Source organism: Pseudomonas sp. 67(2021) (genome assembly GCF_017491835.1).
Taxonomy (GTDB): domain Bacteria; phylum Pseudomonadota; class Gammaproteobacteria; order Pseudomonadales; family Pseudomonadaceae; genus Aquipseudomonas; species Aquipseudomonas atacamensis.
This window is the reverse complement of sequence record NZ_JAFGYL010000009.1, coordinates 136,544-155,551: the sequence shown is the minus strand read 5'-3', so window position 1 is coordinate 155,551 and position 19,008 is coordinate 136,544. Positions and strand designations below refer to the sequence as shown.

General features: G+C 60.2%; 16 protein-coding genes. 10 read left to right on the top strand and 6 right to left on the bottom strand.

Annotated features, from left to right (window positions below; translation table 11 throughout):
* Positions 1-15 precede the first annotated feature (15 nt).
* The 4 genes from rhlB (at position 16) to J5M66_RS13915 (ending at position 4,545) form a co-directional block, all read left to right on the top strand.
* Positions 16-1,494 (top strand): ATP-dependent RNA helicase RhlB, encoded by a 1,479-nt coding sequence (gene rhlB / locus J5M66_RS13930; protein ID WP_207808449.1) that lies wholly within the window; start codon positions 16-18, stop codon positions 1,492-1,494.
* A 117-nt stretch (positions 1,495-1,611) separates the two neighbouring features.
* Positions 1,612-2,556, top strand: a complete 945-nt coding sequence (locus J5M66_RS13925) for an ornithine cyclodeaminase family protein (RefSeq protein ID WP_207808450.1) — start codon at positions 1,612-1,614, stop codon at positions 2,554-2,556.
* Positions 2,557-2,706: 150 nt separating this feature from the next.
* The gene (locus J5M66_RS13920; protein WP_207808452.1) at positions 2,707-3,834 is read left to right on the top strand and encodes an FAD-binding oxidoreductase; all 1,128 of its coding nucleotides are present in this window, start codon (positions 2,707-2,709) and stop codon (positions 3,832-3,834) included.
* A gap of 84 nt (positions 3,835-3,918) precedes the next feature.
* Complete coding sequence (locus J5M66_RS13915) at positions 3,919-4,545, top strand: transcriptional regulator (RefSeq protein ID WP_122610760.1); 627 nt, start codon at positions 3,919-3,921, stop codon at positions 4,543-4,545.
* 123 nt (positions 4,546-4,668) lie between these two features.
* Here the strand turns inward: J5M66_RS13915 and J5M66_RS13910 are convergent, their stop codons facing one another.
* The 6 genes from J5M66_RS13910 to J5M66_RS13885 all read right to left on the bottom strand — a co-directional run bounded on the left by J5M66_RS13910 (position 4,669) and on the right by J5M66_RS13885 (position 9,909).
* The gene (locus tag J5M66_RS13910) at positions 4,669-5,445 is read right to left on the bottom strand and encodes an ABC transporter substrate-binding protein (protein ID WP_016771589.1); all 777 of its coding nucleotides are present in this window, start codon (positions 5,443-5,445) and stop codon (positions 4,669-4,671) included.
* 263 nt (positions 5,446-5,708) lie between these two features.
* On the bottom strand, positions 5,709-6,161 hold the full coding sequence (moaE, locus tag J5M66_RS13905) for a molybdopterin synthase catalytic subunit MoaE (protein WP_016771590.1): 453 nt from the start codon (positions 6,159-6,161) through the stop codon (positions 5,709-5,711).
* Positions 6,162-6,163: 2 nt separating this feature from the next.
* Positions 6,164-6,406 carry a MoaD/ThiS family protein gene (locus J5M66_RS13900; RefSeq protein WP_016771591.1) on the bottom strand — a complete coding sequence of 81 codons (243 nt, stop codon included), beginning with the start codon at positions 6,404-6,406 and terminating at the stop codon, positions 6,164-6,166.
* Complete coding sequence (gene moaC / locus J5M66_RS13895) at positions 6,403-6,876, bottom strand: cyclic pyranopterin monophosphate synthase MoaC (RefSeq protein ID WP_008080206.1); 474 nt, start codon at positions 6,874-6,876, stop codon at positions 6,403-6,405. The genes J5M66_RS13900 and moaC overlap by 4 nt, the downstream gene beginning before the upstream one ends.
* Positions 6,877-7,051: 175 nt before the next feature.
* Positions 7,052-8,446, bottom strand: a complete 1,395-nt coding sequence (locus J5M66_RS13890; protein ID WP_024011685.1) for a PhoH family protein — start codon at positions 8,444-8,446, stop codon at positions 7,052-7,054.
* Positions 8,447-8,784: 338 nt separating this feature from the next.
* Positions 8,785-9,909 (bottom strand): polysaccharide deacetylase family protein, encoded by a 1,125-nt coding sequence (locus J5M66_RS13885; protein ID WP_130900377.1) that lies wholly within the window; start codon positions 9,907-9,909, stop codon positions 8,785-8,787.
* Positions 9,910-10,175: 266 nt separating this feature from the next.
* Between J5M66_RS13885 and yaaA the strand changes: the two genes are divergently transcribed.
* The 6 genes from yaaA to J5M66_RS13855 all read left to right on the top strand — a co-directional run bounded on the left by yaaA (position 10,176) and on the right by J5M66_RS13855 (position 18,994).
* Positions 10,176-10,955, top strand: coding sequence for a peroxide stress protein YaaA (yaaA, locus tag J5M66_RS13880; protein ID WP_130900378.1), 780 nt, complete (start codon positions 10,176-10,178; stop codon positions 10,953-10,955).
* An 809-nt stretch (positions 10,956-11,764) separates the two neighbouring features.
* A complete protein-coding gene (locus J5M66_RS13875; protein ID WP_122601887.1) occupies positions 11,765-13,081 on the top strand; it encodes a UDP-glucose/GDP-mannose dehydrogenase family protein in 1,317 nt (438 codons plus the stop codon).
* 227 nt (positions 13,082-13,308) lie between these two features.
* Positions 13,309-14,793, top strand: a complete 1,485-nt coding sequence (gene alg8 / locus J5M66_RS13870) for a mannuronan synthase (RefSeq protein ID WP_177435472.1) — start codon at positions 13,309-13,311, stop codon at positions 14,791-14,793.
* Positions 14,794-14,828: 35 nt separating this feature from the next.
* A complete protein-coding gene (locus J5M66_RS13865) occupies positions 14,829-15,998 on the top strand; it encodes an alginate biosynthesis protein Alg44 (RefSeq protein ID WP_024011680.1) in 1,170 nt (389 codons plus the stop codon).
* Between the two features lie 9 nt (positions 15,999-16,007).
* Complete coding sequence (gene algK, locus J5M66_RS13860; protein ID WP_207808461.1) at positions 16,008-17,516, top strand: alginate biosynthesis TPR repeat lipoprotein AlgK; 1,509 nt, start codon at positions 16,008-16,010, stop codon at positions 17,514-17,516.
* Positions 17,513-18,994, top strand: coding sequence for an alginate export family protein (locus J5M66_RS13855; RefSeq protein WP_207808464.1), 1,482 nt, complete (start codon positions 17,513-17,515; stop codon positions 18,992-18,994). Before algK ends, J5M66_RS13855 begins: the two co-directional genes overlap by 4 nt.
* Positions 18,995-19,008 lie beyond the last annotated feature (14 nt).

Sequence of the window (19,008 nt, the reverse complement as noted above, 5' to 3'; positions counted from 1 at the left end):
TAACCAATTGATGAGATGACCGTGCTCAAAGCACTCAAGAAGATGTTCGGTAAAAGCGAGGCTGAGCAGCTCGCGCCAGTTCCCAGTGCGCCGTCGCACGCCCCCGGTCATCGCACCGATGCCCCGCAGGCCGACCGCCCCGCTCCCGTAGCCGCACCGAAGCCAGAAGAAAAACCCGCTGCGGCCGCGCCAATGGCCGTAGAGCCGGCACCCAGCGAAGCGCCGAAACCGGCCAGACCGCGTCGCGAACCGAAGCCCAAGGCGCCGGTCATTCCGTGGAAACTCGAAGACTTCGTCGTCGAGCCACAGGAAGGCAAAACCCGCTTTCATGATTTCAAGCTTGCCCCGGAACTGATGCACGCCATTCAGGACCTGGGCTTTCCGTACTGCACGCCGATCCAGGCGCAGGTGCTGGGTTTCACCCTCGCCGGCAAAGACGCCATTGGCCGCGCGCAGACCGGCACCGGCAAGACCGCCGCGTTCCTGATCTCGATCATCACCCAGTTGCTGCAGACGCCGCCGCCGAAAGAGCGCTACATGGGCGAACCGCGCGCACTGATCATCGCGCCGACCCGTGAGCTGGTGGTGCAGATCGCCAAGGACGCCGCTGACCTGACCAAGTACACCGGCCTCAACGTCATGACCTTCGTCGGTGGCATGGACTTCGACAAACAGCTCAAGCACCTCGAAGCACGTCATTGCGACATCCTCGTCGCCACGCCGGGCCGCCTGCTCGACTTCAACCAGCGCGGCGACGTGCATCTGGATATGGTCGAAGTGATGGTCCTGGACGAAGCCGACCGCATGCTCGACATGGGTTTCATCCCGCAGGTACGGCAGATCATTCGCCAGACCCCGCCGAAGTCCGAGCGCCAGACCCTGCTGTTCTCCGCGACCTTCACCGAAGACGTGATGAATCTGGCCAAGCAATGGACCACCGACCCGGCCATCGTCGAAATCGAAATCACCAACGTCGCCAACGAGAACGTCGAGCAGCACATCTACGCCGTGGCCGCTGCCGACAAATACAAGCTGCTCTATAACCTCGTCAACGATAACGGTTGGGAGCGGGTCATCGTGTTTGCCAACCGCAAGGACGAAGTACGCCGCATCGAAGAGCGTCTGGTGCGTGACGGCATCAACGCCGCGCAGCTGTCCGGCGACGTACCGCAGCACAAGCGCATCAAGACTCTGGAAGGTTTCCGCGAAGGCAAGATTCGCGTGCTGGTGGCCACCGATGTCGCCGGTCGCGGCATCCACATCGACGGCATCAGCCACGTGATCAACTTCACCCTGCCGGAAGTGCCTGACGACTACGTGCACCGCATCGGCCGTACCGGTCGCGCAGGCGCTGACGGTGTGTCGATCAGCTTCGCTGGCGAGGACGACTCCTATCAGTTGCCGTCCATCGAAGAAAAACTCGGTCGCAAGATCAGCTGCGAAACGCCGCCGACGCATCTGCTGCGCGCAGTTGAGCGCAAGCGCCCGCAGTAAGCGTCACGAAATGAAAAAGCGCAGCCGGAAACGGACTGCGCTTTTTTTATGCCCGATGGTTGCTCGCCAGAACTAAAAGTCCATAATGGAAAAATAAGTTTAGTTTCGGAGCGCGAAATGTCCAGTACGCCTTATGTGATCGATCAAGCCCAGGCCCATGAGCTATTGGCGCGTATCGATGTTCCGCAAATCCTGCGCAAGCTGTTCCGGGATCTGGCGGCCGGTAACGCCGTGCAGCCGGCGCAGCAATGGGTCGAGTTCCCCAAGGGCGCAGGCGACTTCATCAATTATCTGGGCGTGCTGGCTGAGGACGGCGTATACGGAGTGAAGACTTCGCCATACATCGTTCGTGAGCAGGGTGCGCTGGTGACGGCGTGGACATTGTTGATGTCGATGAAAACCGGCCAGCCGCTGCTGCTCTGTGATGCCGGCGAACTGACCACCGCGCGCACCGCCGCGACCACGGCAGTGGCGGTCGACGCCCTCGCCCCGTTGGACGCCCAGCGACTGGCAATCATCGGCAGCGGCAAGGTAGCTCAGGCGCATCTGCATTATGCCAAGGCGCTGCGCGACTGGCAGAGCATCAGCCTGTATTCGCCATCGCTGCTGGAAGATGTGGAAACACAGACTGTGTTGAAGTCCATCGCGCCGTCACTGAAGATTGCCGACAGCCGCGAGACCGCCATCTCCGATGCTGACGTGATCATGCTCTGCACCTCGTCTGCCGGGCCGGTGATCGATCCGGCGCAACTGCACAAACCGGCGCTGATCACCTCGATCAGCACCAACGCCCCGCGCGCCCATGAAGTACCGCCGCAAAGCCTCAACGACATGCAGGTGTTCTGCGACTATCGTCTGACCACGCCGGGTTCGGCAGGTGAGATGCTGATTGCCGCCGAACAGCATGGCTGGAGCAAGGATTCGATTGTCGGCGACCTCGCCGACTTGCTCAGCGAAAAAGTGCAGCGCCCGGGTTACGACCGTCACGTGTTCTTCCGTTCAATCGGCTTGGGCCTGGAAGACATTGCCCTTGCCAATGCGGTTTATCACTTAACCCACTAACGCCAAAAATCCCCTGTGGGAGCGAGCCTGCTCGCGAATGCGGTCTGACATTCACCGAAGATGTCGACTGATACGCCGCTTTCGCGAGCAGGCTCGCTCCCACGAGGGACTAGCGAACGCCTTGATATTGCGTACCCACTGGAGACCTACATGAGCCACGCAGATTTCATCATCATCGGCGGCGGGATTGCCGGCGCTTCTACAGGGTTCTGGCTGGCGCCGCACGGCAAAGTGATCGTGCTCGAGCGTGAAACCCATCCCGGCTATCACTCCACCGGTCGCTCCGCCGCGCTGTACACCGCCGCCTACGGCACAGCACAGGTCCGCGCACTGACTCAGGCGAGCCGCGCGTTTTTCGACAGCCCTCCAAGCGGCTTCTGCGAGCACCCGCTGCTGACCCCGCGCGGCGAAATGACCGTCGACTTCATCGGTGATCCCGCCGAACTGAACAACCAATACCTCAGCGCCAAAGCCACGGTGCCGCAGATGCAACTGCTCAGCGCCGACGAAGCCTGCGCGCGTCTGCCGATCCTGCGCCGGGACAAAGTCCACGGCGCGATCTACGATCCATCGGCCTGCGACATCGACACCGACGCGCTGCATCAAGGCTACCTGCGCGGCATTCGGCGCAATCACGGCGAAGTCCGCACCGATTGCGAGGTGCTCGGCTTGAGCCGCGATGCCGATGGCCTGTGGATCGTGCAGACCAATGGTGAAACGTTCAGCGCACCGGCGCTTATCAATGCCGCCGGCGCCTGGGCCGACCGGATCGGCGCGCTGGCCGGCGCGCAGCCGCTGGGGCTGCAAGCGAAACGCCGCGCCGCGTTTATATTTGCCGGCCCGGAAGGCGTGGACACTCATCATTGGCCAATGCTGGTCAGCCTCGACGAATCCTTCTACATGAAGCCCGACGCCGGCATGTTTCTCGGCTCGCCGGCCAACGCCGATCCGGTCGAACCACACGATGTGCAGCCGGAAGAACTCGACATCGCCATGGGCATTTATCAGATCGAAGAGGCCACCACGCTGACCATCCGCCGCCCGACCCGCACGTGGGCAGGTCTGCGCAGTTTTGTTGCCGACGGTGATCTGCTCAGCGGCTTCGATCCGCAAGTTCCGGGGCTGTTCTGGGTCGCCGCGCAGGGCGGTTACGGCATCCAGACGTCGCCGGCGATGGGCCAAGCCAGTGCGGCACTGGTGCGCGGCGAGCCGTTTCCCGAGCACCTGCATGAATTCGGTCTGGACAGCGCCATGCTCTCCCCGGCCCGACTGGCTTGATCGCATCGACTCGTCGAAAAGATTGCGGCACACTCGCAGCGCCCCGGCACAAGGGGCGCTGACGCTGCCTGGAGCTCCACTGTCATGACTGCCCCCGAATTCGATCCGGCGCTGGATAACTTCCGCGCCATCGCCGACGCCATCGCCACGCTGTTCTTCCCCCACGCCGAGGTGGTGCTGCACGACCTGCGTACGCAGAAGGTCGACTACATCGCCAACAACCTGTCCAAGCGCGAGATCGGCGACGATTCATCGCTGGAAGACATGCTCAGCGAGGATGTCAGCGACAGGAACATCGGCCCGTACGAAAAGCTCAACTGGGACGGTCAGAAAATTCGCAGCCTGAGTACCGTGCTGCGTGACAGCGAAGGTCGTCCGCTGGCGGTGCTGTGCATCAATCTGAATATTTCCCTGTTCGAGAACGCCAAGGCGGCGCTGGACCTGTTCCTGTCACCGAGCAAGCTGATTCCGCAGCCGGACTCGCTGTTCCGTGATGACTGGCAGGAGCGCATCAACACCTTCCTCCACGCCTGGTTGCGCGAGCGGCAGTTGAGCCTGAACCTGCTGACCCGTGACCACAAACGCGAACTGGTGCTGGCGCTGCACGCCGAGGGGGCGTTCAAGGGCAAGAGCGCCTCGAACTACGTGGCCAATGTGCTGAACATGGGGCGGGCGACGGTGTACAAGCATTTGAAGGAATTGAAGGGCTGAATTCTGCGGTGACTCGTCCGGCCAGATCGCTGGCAAGCCAGCTCCCACAGTAATTGCGTCACACACAAAATTTATGGCGACCGCTGAACCTGTGGGAGCTGGCTTGCCAGCGATAACGGACTGTCAATCGCCGTAGATATCAGTCTTGAAATACTTCTCGGAAATCTTCTGATACTCGCCATTCGCGCGAATCCCGTCGATGGCGCTGTTCAACTGGCTGACCAGTTCACCGTTGCCCTTGCGCACGGCAATCCCCGCGCCCTCGCCGACGTACTTCGGATCCTTCAGCTCCGGCCCGACAAACGCGTAACCCTTGCCGCGCGGCATCGACAGGAAGTCATTGAGCGGAATGGTGTCGGCAAAAATCGCATCAAGGCGCCCCGCCGCCAGGTCCATGTAGATCTCTTCGTTGTTGCCGTAGCGCTTGACGTTGATGCCCTTGGGTTCGAACACCTCGGTGGCGTAACGATCAGTGGTGGTCGCGCGCTGCACGCCGACGTTCTTGCCTTTGAGGCTGGCGTACTGATCATCTACCGTCGCGCCTTCCTTCATGACCAGACGCGAAGAAGTGAAGTAATACTTGTGGCTGAAATCCACCGACTTCTTGCGATCTTCGTTGATGGTCATCGACGACAGCGCCATGTCGATCTTCTTTACTTTGAGCGAAGGAATCAGCCCGTCGAACTCACCTTCAACCCACACGCACTTGACCTTCATCTGCGCACACAGGGCATTGCCGATGTCGTAGTCGAAACCGACGATTTCACCTTTGTCGGTTTTCGACGCGAATGGCGGGTAGGCCGCTTCGATGCCGATGCGCAAGGTTTTCTCGGCGGCAAAGGTGCTGGCACAGGCCAGCAGGCTGAAGGCAAGGCCGGTGATGAGGGGGAGTTTCTTCATGTTCGTTCTCTCGCGGGTTGTTGTTGGTTTGGCGAAGAAGAGCAGCTACAAGCGGCAAGCTGATAGCTGCAAGACAGAAGCTTTTTTTGTACTTGGAAATCCATACTGGACTCTCAAGTACAAATCGTCAATCGGGTAGAGAGGGAAGGATTTTCGGTGTCACAGATGACGCCTTCGCGAGCAGGCTCGCTCCCACAGGGGAACGCTTTCCAATTGTGGGAGCGAGCCTGCTCGCGAAGACTGACCGGAGGGCGCTACAGAAACTACTTCTTCCAGCGATCCGCAGCCGCATGATCACTGTCGCGCCCTTCGACCCAACGCGGGCCGTCACTGGTGTTCTCTTTTTTCCAGAACGGCGCGCGGGTTTTCAGGTAGTCCATGACGAAGGCGCAGGCATCGAACGCGGCCTGGCGATGGGCGCTGGCGGCGCCGACGAAGACGATCGGCTCGCCCGGCTCCAGCGCGCCAATGCGATGCAGCACTTCCAGTTTCAACAGCGGCCAGCGCTGCTCAGCTTCGACAGCGATCTTGCCGAGGGCTTTTTCGGTCATGCCCGGATAATGCTCGAGGAACATCCCGGCCACGTCGAGACCGTCGTTGAAATCGCGCACGTAACCGACAAAGCTCACCACCGCGCCAACGCCGACATTGGCCGCGTGCATCGCATTGACTTCAGCGCCCGGATCGAACGGCGTGGCCTGCACGCGAATCGCCATGTTCAGCCTCCGGTCACGGTGGGGAAAAACGCCACTTCGTCGCCATCGACCACCGGCTCGTCGAGCTGGCAGAGGTCTTCGTTACGTGCGCACATCAGGTTCTGCTCGCTCAGCACTTCGGCGCCATCACGTTGTGCCAACAGTGCGCGAACGTCATCGACGGTGGCGAAATCGCCTTCAACCGCAACCGAATCCACGCCCAGCGCTTCACGGTAGCGGGCAAAAAATTTCACGGTCAGTTTCATGGCTGCTCCGCCTGGAAGTGGCCGCTCTTGCCGCCGACTTTCTCCAGCAGCCGCACGCTTTCGATGGTCATGCCACGGTCGACGGCTTTGCACATGTCGTAAATGGTCAGGGCGGCGACGCTGGCGGCGGTCAGCGCTTCCATCTCGACACCGGTCTGCCCGGACAACTTGCAGCGCGCGACGATACGCACGCTGTCCTCACCCTCGGCGCTGAGTTCGACTTTGACGCCAGTCAGCATCAGCGGATGGCACAGGGGAATCAGATCACTGGTTTTCTTCGCCGCCTGAATCCCGGCAATGCGCGCCACGGCGAACACATCGCCCTTGGGGTGGCCGCCGCTGACGATCATCTGCAGGGTTTCAGGGAGCATGCGCACCAGCGCTTGAGCGGTCGCTTCACGGAACGTCACGGCTTTTTCAGTGACGTCGACCATGTTGGCGCGACCTTGGGAATCGAGATGAGTCAGCACGAGGGCCTCCTTGAGGCAGCTGCGAGCGGCAAGCTACAAGCGGCAAGTTAAAGCGCGGTAGGCAGGCGTCAGGAAAGCTCGCATTTAAACAGCCGAAAGCCGCAAGCTTCAAGCGGCAAGTGAATTTCACTCGGACCACTTGTAGCTTGCGGCTTGAAGCTTGTAGCTGCTCCTCTTAGAGATGCGATTCGGCGTATTCGGCCAGGATCGAGCGAGGCACCCCTTGCAGGGTGATGTGCACACCGTTGGGGAAGTCCTTGAAGCGTTCGGTCAGGTAGGTCAGCCCGGAGCTGGTCGCGGACAGGTAAGGGGTGTCGATCTGCGCCAGGTTGCCCAGGCACACCACTTTGGAACCGGCGCCGGCACGGGTGATGATGGTTTTCATCTGGTGCGGCGTGAGGTTCTGGCATTCGTCGATCAGGATCAGGCTTTGCTGGAAGCTGCGACCGCGAATGTAGTTGAGCGATTTGAACTGCAACGGCACTTTGCTGAGGATGTAGTCGACGCTGCCATGGGTGTTTTCGTCATCCATGTGCAAGGCTTCGAGGTTGTCGGTGATGGCGCCCAGCCAAGGCTCCATTTTCTCCGCTTCGGTGCCGGGCAGGAAGCCGATCTCCTGGTCCAGGCCCTGCACGCTGCGGGTGGCGATGATGCGGCGATAACGTTTGCTGACCATGGTCTGCTCGATCGCAGCGGCCAGCGCCAGAATGGTTTTACCGGAACCGGCGGCGCCGGACAGGTTGACCAGATGAATGTCCGGGTCAAGCAACGCATACAGCGCCAGACTCTGATAGATGTCGCGCGGCTTCAGGCCCCACGCCTCCTGATGCAGCAGCGGTTCCTGGTGCAGGTCGAGGATCAGCAGGCGGTCTTCCTGGATTTCCTTGATCCAGCCGACAAAGCCCTGCTCGTCGATGATGAACTCGTTGATGTGCACGGCCGGCAGGTTGTCGATCAGTTGCACCTGATGCCAGGTGCGGCCGTGGTCCTGACGGGTTTCGACCTTGCTCACGCGGTCCCAGAAGGAGCCGGTCATGTTGTGGTAGCCGTTGGGCAGCAGGGACACGTCATCGACCAACTGGTCGGTGCTGTAGTCCTCGGCGTCGATGCCACAGGCGCGCGCCTTGAGGCGCATGTTGATGTCTTTGGTGACCAGCACCACCGGTTTCTGCGGATCGCGGGTATGCAGATCAATCAGTTGATTGATGATTTTGTTGTCGTTCAGGTGCTCGGGCAGAATCAGGTTCGACTCGGCCTGTTTGCTCATCAGAATTGACAGCAAGCCTTTCGGCCCGCCCTTGCCGCGCTGGATCGGCACACCCAGTTCGACGTCCTCGGGGGACGCATCGCCCAGGGTCTTGTCGATCAGGCGGATCGCCTGACGGCATTCGGCGGCCACGCTGTGATGGCCGCTCTTGAGCTTGTCCAGCTCTTCCAGCACGGTCATCGGGATGGCGACGTGGTGTTCTTCGAAATTCAGCAGGGCATTTGGATCGTGAATCAATACGTTGGTATCGAGTACATACAGGATTGGCTGGTTGGAGGAAGGGCTGCGTCCGTGATCATCCATACTCGGTCACCTTTGTGGGAGCCATTCGACGCAATACCGTGACAGTGCTGCGCCTCGAGGTGACTGCCGAATTCATCCACGAGGGCCTGGATGAACTGCACACAATAGGAGTCTGGGAAGACGCCACCTGTGTTGCAGGTTTCGGCGGTCTGTCTTCGTAATACTCCAAAACCGATGACATAAAAAAGCACTTTGACGGTTTTTTTAAGTTTATTTTGCAGAGTGACGAAAAGCCCTTGGCGGACTCCCCGTACCCCGCTAAAGTCGGAAGTCCGCCTGCATCGAATTCCTCCTGAAAATCACCCCAAGCCCAATGTTTCCGGGCTTTTTGTCGTTTCTCAACGAAACGCGTCCTGACAGTCTTCCCAGCCGATGCCGCTCTGCGCAGTCTGGGTGATCAGCCACGGCAGCGACGTCTTCACCGCATCCTGTTTCATGTTGAAATTGATCACCCCGTGCCGCCACAGCAGCATCAGGGTCAACACTCGCTGCGCGCTGGCCGGCCCCTTGAGCTTGCCGGCACCGTCCTGGGCATCGATGTCCCACAGCGCCACTTGCAGGCCCTGGCTATTGAAAAAACCTTGCGCGTCACTGCGGCGCTGGCCATCCGGCGGACGGAATAGCGGCACGTAGTTTTCCGGCAGTTTGTTCTTCACCAGATCGGCGCTGCGCCGTACCGAATCCTGCCAGTCCTGCCAATGACTGTGGGAGCGGAACTCCCAGCCCTGCACGCCCACGCACTGCCGGGAGAAACTCGCCTGCAGGCTGCTGACCGAACGGCCGGCGAGTCGCGCCTGAATATCCTTGCCCAGAACAAAGAACGTTCCGCTCAGATTGGACTTGCGTAGGTATTCGGTCAGCCAGTCGGTATTGTCCGGTTGCACGTTGGCGGCGCTGTCGAAAGTCAGCAGAAACAGCCGGTCGTGCATGTCGTCGCCGTTGCGCTCGTAGTCGCCGAAACGATCGAATTCGTTACTGGTTTGGGGCGACAGCGCGGCCTTGCGCATCAGCTCGTCGAGGTACTGCAAATGGAAGATCCGGCTCGGCTCGGCCCACTTGGTGTAATAACTGTCGTCGCTGACCACGAACTTGGCCGCCTGCTCGCGCAGGGTCGGCAGGTCTTCGACGAGGAAGCAGAAAGAGGCGTCCTGATCGCAGCTTTGCTGGGCGTGGTTGTAGTTGGCGAGCAAGCGCTGCCAGAGGCGCTGGCGCAGCTGATTGACCGCATCGATATTGACCGTGCGCAGGCCCAGGCGCTGGGCCAGTGCCGCCTCGTCGATGGACTCGGTGCCGAGCAGGCCGCGAGCGAACATGAGGATTTCCGCCCGCGACGCGACGTCGAACAGGGTCGGATTGCTGAGCTGCTCCGGCCAGGCCGTGCGATCCAGCGTCGCCGCATCGCCGGGCGCCGCCATGGCGCCGAAGCTCAGCAGCCACGCGGTGAATATAAGAACAATGCGCAAAGGGATGTCTCCATAACAAAACCCGCGCGGCACTATATCGCGGGTGGATCAAAACAAAGATCAAAAGATCGCAGCCTTCGGCAGCTCCTACCTGTCCGCATTGAATTCATTGCGGTTTGATGCCGTGCGCAATCTGTAGGAGCTGTCGAGCCCCGGCGAGGCTGCGATCTTGTCCCATGACACCACCGATCACCTATCACGCTCATAGCTGGAGTCAACAAGAACAACCCCCTAGAATCGCCCCCACGATTAAAGGAGACGACTTCATGCTGATGGTGATTTCCCCCGCCAAGACCCTCGACTACGAAACACCGCCGGCGACCCAGCGCTTTACCCAGCCGCAGTACCTCGACCATTCCCAGGAACTGATCCAGCAGCTGCGCGAGCTGAGTCCGGCGCAGATCAGCGAGTTGATGCACGTGTCCGACAAGATCGGTGGCCTCAACGCCGCGCGTTTCGGCAGTTGGACACCCGCCTTCACCCCAGAGAACGCCAAGCAGGCGCTGCTCGCCTTCAAGGGCGATGTGTACACCGGCCTCGACGCGCAATCCTTCAGCGAGGCGCAATTCGATTACGCGCAAAAGCACCTGCGCATGCTCTCTGGCCTTTATGGCCTGCTGCGGCCGCTGGACCTGATGCAACCCTATCGCCTGGAAATGGGCACCAAACTGGCCAACGCCCGTGGCAAGGATCTGTATGCGTTCTGGGGCACGCGCATCAGCGAGTGGCTGAACGAAGCGCTGGCCGAGCAAGGCGATGACGTACTGCTCAACCTTGCATCCAACGAATACTTTTCTGCGGTCAAGCGCAGCGCGTTGAAGGCGCGGATCATCAATACCGAGTTCAAGGATCAGAAGAACGGCCAGTACAAGATCATCAGTTTCTACGCGAAGAAAGCGCGCGGCCTGATGAGCCGTTTTGTGATCCAGGAACGCATCAACGACCCGGCTCAGCTCAAGCAATTCGATATACAGGGTTATCGCTACAGCGCCGAGCAGTCGAAACCCGACAATCTGGTGTTTTTGCGCGACCACGCCCCGGAATAAAGCATGCCCTTTGCACGACTCTTTTCGTCAGGAGTCGTGCAGTCCGCCCGAAGTCAAAATCCCCCCGCGACATATCGCCAAATTCATGGCGCCAATAAAACCACGCTCTATTTTCTAATTTTAGTTTCACTCGACACTGAAGTTTTTTTTCAGTAGTGGCACCTAAATTTTTTACCCGTAGTGGCACAAAACTATCGGCCCCTGTTTCGCCCCGATAACTAAAGGGCGAAATCGTTAGTGCTATCAATTTGCACCCAGTGCCATCTTCATCAATATTTCAAAAAATTTCGGCTGGCACGATGAGCGGGCTGGAACTATGTCCAAATGCGTTGCTCATACCACCGGTAACGATTCTCGCCGAGTTTGTACGAGATAACTTACGCAGAGCTGATAGCCATGTAACCAAGTTGTCACAGCAACTTGCCTGAGTGACTAACTAGTCTCAAAACAATCGAAGGACAGGAGATACGCACCATTAATATCCCCTACAAAGGCCAAGGCCGCGCCCCTATAAACGTGCTCGCCTGAGCACCTAACTGCTTGATTTACCGGCTCCCTACCGGACGTCGAGCAGGCTACACGACTGCACTAGAGTCTTCCCGCACGGAAGATCGGCTGCATAACAGGGCAAGTCATAACAACAAGGCCTAGTTGCGCACATCTTGAGTGCACTTATTAGACACTCGGAACTTTGTATGCCTGCACACGGCATTGTGGCGCCTGTAAGCCGCACTTCCGAGTGCACTAGTGACCGCTGAACACCATTAACTCCGGCCTTCTAAGGCCTGATATATACAGAGGTAATTGCGATGCGCATCAGCATATTTGGTTTGGGTTACGTTGGCGCAGTATGTGCCGGTTGCCTGTCTGCACGGGGCCATGACGTAGTTGGCGTCGATGTTGCCAAAGACAAGATCGACATGATTAACGCCGGCAAATCGCCGATTGTAGAACCGGGCTTGGGCGAACTGCTGCAACAGGGAGTCCAGACCGCTCGTCTGCGCGGTACGACCAACTTCGCCGAGGCGATTCGTGATACCGACCTGTCGATGATCTGCGTCGGCACGCCGAGCAAAAAGAACGGCGACCTTGAACTGAACTACATCGAGGCCGTGTGCCGCGAGATCGGTTTTGTCCTGCGTGAAAAAACCACCCGTCACACCATCGTCGTGCGCAGCACCGTGTTGCCAGGCACGGTGGCCAACGTGGTCATCCCGATTCTGGAAGACTGCTCGGGCAAGAAGGCTGGCGTCGATTTTGGCGTAGCGGTCAACCCGGAATTCCTCCGCGAATCCACCGCCATTGCCGACTACGATCACCCACCGATGACCGTAATCGGCGAGTTCGATACCGCCTCGGGCGACGTTCTGCAATCGCTGTACGAAGAACTCGACGCACCGATCATCCGCAAGGACATCGCCGTTGCCGAGATGATCAAGTACACCTGCAACGTCTGGCACGCGACCAAAGTGACCTTCGCCAACGAGATCGGCAACATCGCCAAAGCGGTCGGCGTCGATGGTCGTGAAGTGATGGACGTAGTCTGCCAGGACAAGACCCTGAACCTGTCCCAGTACTACATGCGCCCGGGCTTCGCCTTCGGCGGTTCGTGCCTGCCCAAAGACGTACGTGCGCTGACCTACCGCGCCGGTTCCCTGGACGTCGAGGCGCCGCTGCTCAACTCGCTGATGCGCAGTAACGAATCGCAAGTGCAGAACGCTTTCGACATCGTTGAAAGCCATGAAAAACGCAAAGTCGCCCTGCTCGGTCTGAGCTTCAAGGCCGGCACCGACGACCTGCGCGAAAGCCCGCTGGTCGAACTGGCGGAAATGCTGATCGGCAAGGGTTACGACCTGAGCATCTACGACAGCAACGTCGAATACGCCCGTGTCCACGGTGCGAACAAGGACTACATCGAATCGAAGATTCCGCACGTATCGTCCCTGCTCAACTCCGACTTCGACTCGGTGATCGATAACTCCGACGTGATCATCCTCGGCAACCGCGACGAGAAATTCCGTTCGCTGGCCCAGGAAGCGCCGCAGGGCAAGCAAGTCATCGACCTGGTGGGCTTCATGTCCAAGGCCACCAGCGCCGGTAGCCGCACCGAAGGGATCTGCTGGTAAGCAGACATTGCGCGGCACCGCATACCGCGTCGCCGCGCACTGACTGTGTGAACCCGTGGTAGGAGCTGACGAGTGAAACGAGGCTGCGATCTTTACCGGGCTCACTTGAGTCGTGAGTGAACACCCAGAAGATCAAAAGATCGCAGCCTTCGGCAGCTCCTACAGTGGGCCATTGATGAGCCTGCCTTAACCCCATCGGGCCCAGCCCGAGATAGAGACGGATGCAGATTATGCACAGGCTAAGACACGGCCTACTTCAGGCCGCCGGTTGGCTGTTTTACCTAAGTTTGTTGATGGGCCTGGCCTTGATGCTGCCCACGTCCACATTCGACTCCGAGTCGAAGGACTTCATTTTCCTGATTGGCGCCGTGGGTATCTGGCGCTACTCGATGGGTGCAACGCACTTTGTGCGCGGCATGATTTTTCTCTACATCGTTTACCCGCACTTGCGTCGCAAAGTACGCAAGCTGGGTAAAGCGGCCGATCCGTCGCATGTGTTTCTGATGGTCACCAGCTTTCGTATTGACGCGTTGACCACCGCGCAGGTCTACAGCTCGGTGATCCGCGAAGCCATCGACTGCGAACTGCCGACCACGATTGTCTGCTCGATCGTGGAAATGTCCGACGAGTTGCTGGTCAAGGCGCTGTGGGCGCGGATGAATCCGCCGGAACGGGTCAAGCTCGACTTCGTGCGCATTCCCGGTACCGGCAAGCGCGATGGTCTGGCCTTCGGTTTCCGCGCGATCTCCCGTCACCTGCCGGACGACCGTGCCGTGGTGGCCGTGATCGACGGCGACACCGTGCTCGGCGAAGGCGTCGTGCGCAAGACCGTGCCGTGGTTCCAGCTGTTCGGCAATGTCGGCGGCCTGACCACCAACGAGTTCTGCGAAGTGCGCGGCGGCTACATCATGAGCGAATGGCACAAGCTGCGTTTCGCCCAGCGCCACATCAACATGTGCTCGATGGCCCTGTCCAAGCGCGTACTGACCATGACCGGTCGGATGTCGGTATTCAAAGCCTCCGTGGTGACCAATCCGGAATTCATCGCCGACGTTGAAAGCGACTCGCTGCAACACTGGCGTCTGGGCCGCTTCAAGTTCCTGACCGGTGACGACAAGTCGAGCTGGTTCAGCCTGATGCGCCTGGGTTACGACACCTTCTACGTGCCGGACGCCGCGATCAACACCGTTGAGCATCCGCCGGAAAAGAGCTTCATCAAGGCCAGCCGCAAGCTGATGTTCCGTTGGTACGGCAACAACCTGCGCCAGAACTCCCGTGCACTGGGTCTGGGTATCCGTCGCCTCGGCGCGTTCACCTCGGTGGTGCTGTTCGACCAGCGCGTGTCGATGTGGACTTCGCTGCTCGGCCTGACCGTCGCACTGATCGCCAGCTTCAAGTACGGCACCGCGTTCATCCTCGTGTACCTGCTGTGGATCGGTATCACCCGCCTGATCCTGACGCTGTTGCTGTCGTGTTCCGGTCACCGCATCGGCCCTGCTTACCCGGCGATTCTGTATTACAACCAGATCGTTGGCGCCCTGGTGAAGATCTACGTGTTCTTCCGCCTCGACCAACAATCCTGGACTCGCCAGCCCACATCCCTGACCCGTGATCTCGCCAGCTTTCAACGTTGGTTCAACACCTGGTCGTCTCGGACCATGACCTTCTCCGCCGGCAGCATTTTTGTCGCCGTGCTGCTGATGATGGTCTGACCCGCTCCTATTGAATTAACAAGGAAATCGCCCCTATGAATACCGCCGTCAACGTCAACGTAGTGCATGAATCCGAAGCCCAGCGCCAGCACGCTCGCGTGAAAATCCCGGCCAAGCTGCGTTTCTTCGGCCCTGACCGGACTCCGCTCGAAGCGCGGGTCCTCGATCTGTCGGCTGGCGGTCTGGCGTTCAACGCCGGGCAGATGCCACTGACCATCGGCGAGGTGTACAAGGCGCGTCTGCAATTTGTCATCGACAACCTCGGCCTGGCCATGGACGTTGAACTGCAGGTGCGGTCCTTCGATCGCGCCACCGGCCGCGCCGGCTGCCAGTTCCAGAACCTCGAGCCGCAGGACATTTCCACCCTGCGCCACCTGATCACTTCGCACCTGGCCGGCGACATCGTCAGCATCGGCGAAGTGCTGGCGACCCTGCAGCGCGACAACTTCACCAAGGCGCGCAAGAACAAGACCAACGACACCGGCATGACCCCGTTCGGCCGCCTGAAAGCCGTGACCTTCAGCGCCGGTATTTTCGCCGTTGGCCTGGTCGCTGCCGGTTTCATCTTCAAGTCGGTGTACGGCATGTACTTCGTCAGCCACGCCCAGGCCGGTCTGGTCAGCGTGCCGGGGATGAACATCACCATGCCGCGTGACGGCACCGTGCAGAGTCTGGTCAAGTCCGACGGCGTTGCCGCCAAAGGCGCACCGCTGGCGACCTTCAGCACCAGCATGCTCGACGTACTCAAGGGCCATCTGGCCGAAGACCAACTGGCCCCGGCCAAGGTCGAAGAACTGTTCGGCAAGCAAATGACCGGCACCCTGACTTCGCCGTGCGACTGCACCGTGGCCCAGCAACTGGTGGCTGACGGGCAGTACGCGAGCAAGGGCGACGTGATCTTCCAGTTGGTGCCGCGCAACACTCAGGCCAACGTTGAAGCACGCTTCTCCTATCGCCAGTTCGGCGACGTGCGTCCAGGCACTCCGGTGAGCTTCCAGATCGCCGGCGAAGACAAGACCCGCACCGGCAAGATCGTCAGCAGCACCAGCCTGAAGAGCGCCGACCTGTCCTCCGACATTCGCGTGCAGATCCAGCCTGACGAGCCGCTCGACAGCAGCCTGGCCGGCCGCCCGGTTGAAGTGAACAGCGACCGTGGCCCGAACCTGAACTGGCTGATCGACAAAGCCATGGCTGCCGGTCTTTAAGTCGAGGACATGCCTGTGACTACGCATAACTTGAACACACCGCCGACCCTGTGGGAGCGAGCCTGCTCGCGAAAGGGCCAGCGCGGTTTGTCTGAAGTACCGAGTCGACTGCTTCGCGAGCAGGCTCGCTCCCACATGGGATTGATGGTGTGCTCGCTGGCACTGGCAGTTTCTATGGCAGGTTGCGCCGGGCTGCCCGATCAGCGTCTGGCCAACGAAGCGCTCAAGCGTGGCGACACCGCCACCGCTGCGCAGAATTACCAGCAACTGGCCGATCTGGGTTACAGCGAGGCGCAAGTCGGCCTGGCCGATATCCAGGTCGACAGCCGCGACCCGGCGCAGATGAAACAGGCCGAAGCGACTTACCGCGCAGCGGCCAGCGTGTCGCCGCGTGCCCAGGCACGTCTGGGTCGTCTGCTGGTGGCCAAGCCGGGTTCGACCGAAGCCGAGCACCACGAAGCCGAAACCCTGCTGAAAAAAGCCGCCGCCAATGGCGAAGGCAACACGTTGATCCCGCTGGCGATGCTGTACCTGCAATACCCGCACAGCTTCCCCAACATCAACGCCCAGCAGCAGATCGATCAGTGGCGCAAATCCGGTTACCCGGAAGCAGGTCTGGCGCAGGTGCTGCTGTATCGCACCCAAGGCACCTACGACCAGCATCTGGATGACGTGGAAAAAATCTGCAAGGCCGCGCTCAACACCACCGACATCTGCTACGTCGAACTCGCTACCGTTTACCAGAAACGTGGCCAGGCGGACCAACAGGCCGAGCTGATCAAGCAGATGCAGGCCGGTTACAGCCGTGGCACCGTCACCGCGCAGCGTGTCGACTCCGTAGCCCGCGTGCTTGCCGATTCGACCCTGGGCAAGACTGACGAAAAAACCGCGCAGGCGCTGCTCGAGCCGATCGCTCCGGGCTACCCGGCATCGTGGGTCACCCTCGCCCAATTGCTTTACGACTTCCCCGAACTGGGCGACGTCGACCAGATGATGAAGTACCTGGACAACGGTCGCGCCGCCGACCAGCCGCGCGCCGAACTGTTGCTGGGCAAGGTCTACTACGAAGGCAAAATGGTCCCGGCCGACGCGAAAGTCGCCGAAGAACACTTCCAGAAAGCCGTCGGCCGCGAAGTCGCCGCCGACTACTACCTCGGCCAGATCTACCGTCGTGGCTACCTGGGCAAGGTCTATCCGCAGAAGGCTCTGGACCATCTGCTGACCGCTGCGCGCAACGGCCAGAACAGTGCCGACTTCGCCATTGCCCAGTTGTTTTCCCAAGGCAAGGGCACCAAGCCCGACCCGCTGAACGCTTACGTGTTCAGCCAATTGGCCAAGGCGCAGAACACCCCGCAAGCCGATGAACTGGCAGCGACCCTCGAGGCGCAACTGCCGCCCGAGCGCCTGCCCGAAGCCCGCCGCCTGTTGCAACAGGAACAGGCCAGCCGTGGCGCCCTGAACTCGAACACGCTGCAACTGCACGCCCTGCAAGAAGAAGACGGCGAGGAAAAACTATGAAGCTGAACCCATTCGTGAAGGCCGGTATTGGCCTCACCTTCGCGCTGCTCTGGTCTTGCCCGACACTGGCTGCGATGACTGAAAGCAAGAACTTCGGTCTGGAAGTGAAACTCACCGGCCAGTCCGAAGACGACCGTGACCTCGGCACTGCCGGCGGCGGCGACGTCAATGGCGTGGGCCTCGACCTGCGTCCGTGGATCTACGGCGAAAGCGGCGCGTGGAGCGCCTATGCGATGGGTCAGGCGGTGACCTCGACCGACATCATCGAGACCGACACCCTGCAGCAATCGGACGGCGAACAGGCCACCGACAGCGGTGATCGCGAAACCAAGAAAAACTACCTCGCGATGCGCGAATTCTGGGTCGGCTACAGCGGCTTCACGCCCTACCCTGGCGAGATCCTCAAGTTCGGTCGTCAGCGTCTGCGCAATGACGACGGCCAATGGCGCGACACCAACATCGAAGCGCTGAACTGGACCTTCGACACCACCCTGCTGCGGGCCAATGCCGGTGTTGCCGAGCGTTTCAGCGAATACCGCACCGACTTGAAAGAGCTCGCGCCGAAAGACAAGGATCGCCTGCACGCCTACGCCGACGCTGCTTATCAGTGGACGCCGGGGCAGTGGGTCGGCATTCGCGGCCACCACACTCACGATGACGGCAAACTCGATTACGCCGAGCCGGGCGTCCCGCGCGATTCGCTGGACAAGACCGAGAACGGCGACATCAGCTGGATCGGCCTGACTGCCGACAGTGACGCCTACAACTGGCGCAACACCAACACCGTCAACTACTGGGGCAGCATCACCGGCATGAGCGGCGACCGCGACACGGTCAACGCGCTGAACGCCGACGGCACGCGCCCGACACAAGCCAAGCGCAGCGATGACATCAGCGGCTGGGCAGCCGACGTCGGCGTACGTCTGCGCCTCAATCCGCAGTGGCAAGTCGGCGGTGCCTACGCCCGCGCCAGTGCCGATTACGAGCAGAACGGTCTGGAGAGCAACCGCTCCAACTACACCGGTACCCGCTCGCGCGTGCACCGTTTCGGCGAAGCGTTCCGTGGCGAAATGAACAACATGCAGACCGCCACCCTGTTCGGTTCGTGGATGGTCAACGATGAGTACGACGCCAGCCTGATCTACCACAAGTTCTGGCGTGTCGACGGCAACAAGCCGGTCGGCAGCAACGGCATCAACGCGGTGGAAAACAACACCGACGACGTCACCGGCGCAATCCTCTCCAGCACATCCTTGCCGCTTGAAGATGGCAACAAGGACCTGGGTCAGGAAATGGACCTGGTCGTCACCAAGTACTTCAAGCAAGGCCTGTTGCCGGCGGCGTTGAGCCAGTCGATCGACGAGCCTTCGGCACTGGTGCGTTTCCGTGGCGGTGTGTTCAAACCGGGCGATGCCTATGGCAGCCAGGTTGATTCCTACATGCACCGCGCATTCATTGACGTGATCTGGCGCTTCTGATGCAAACCGCCAAG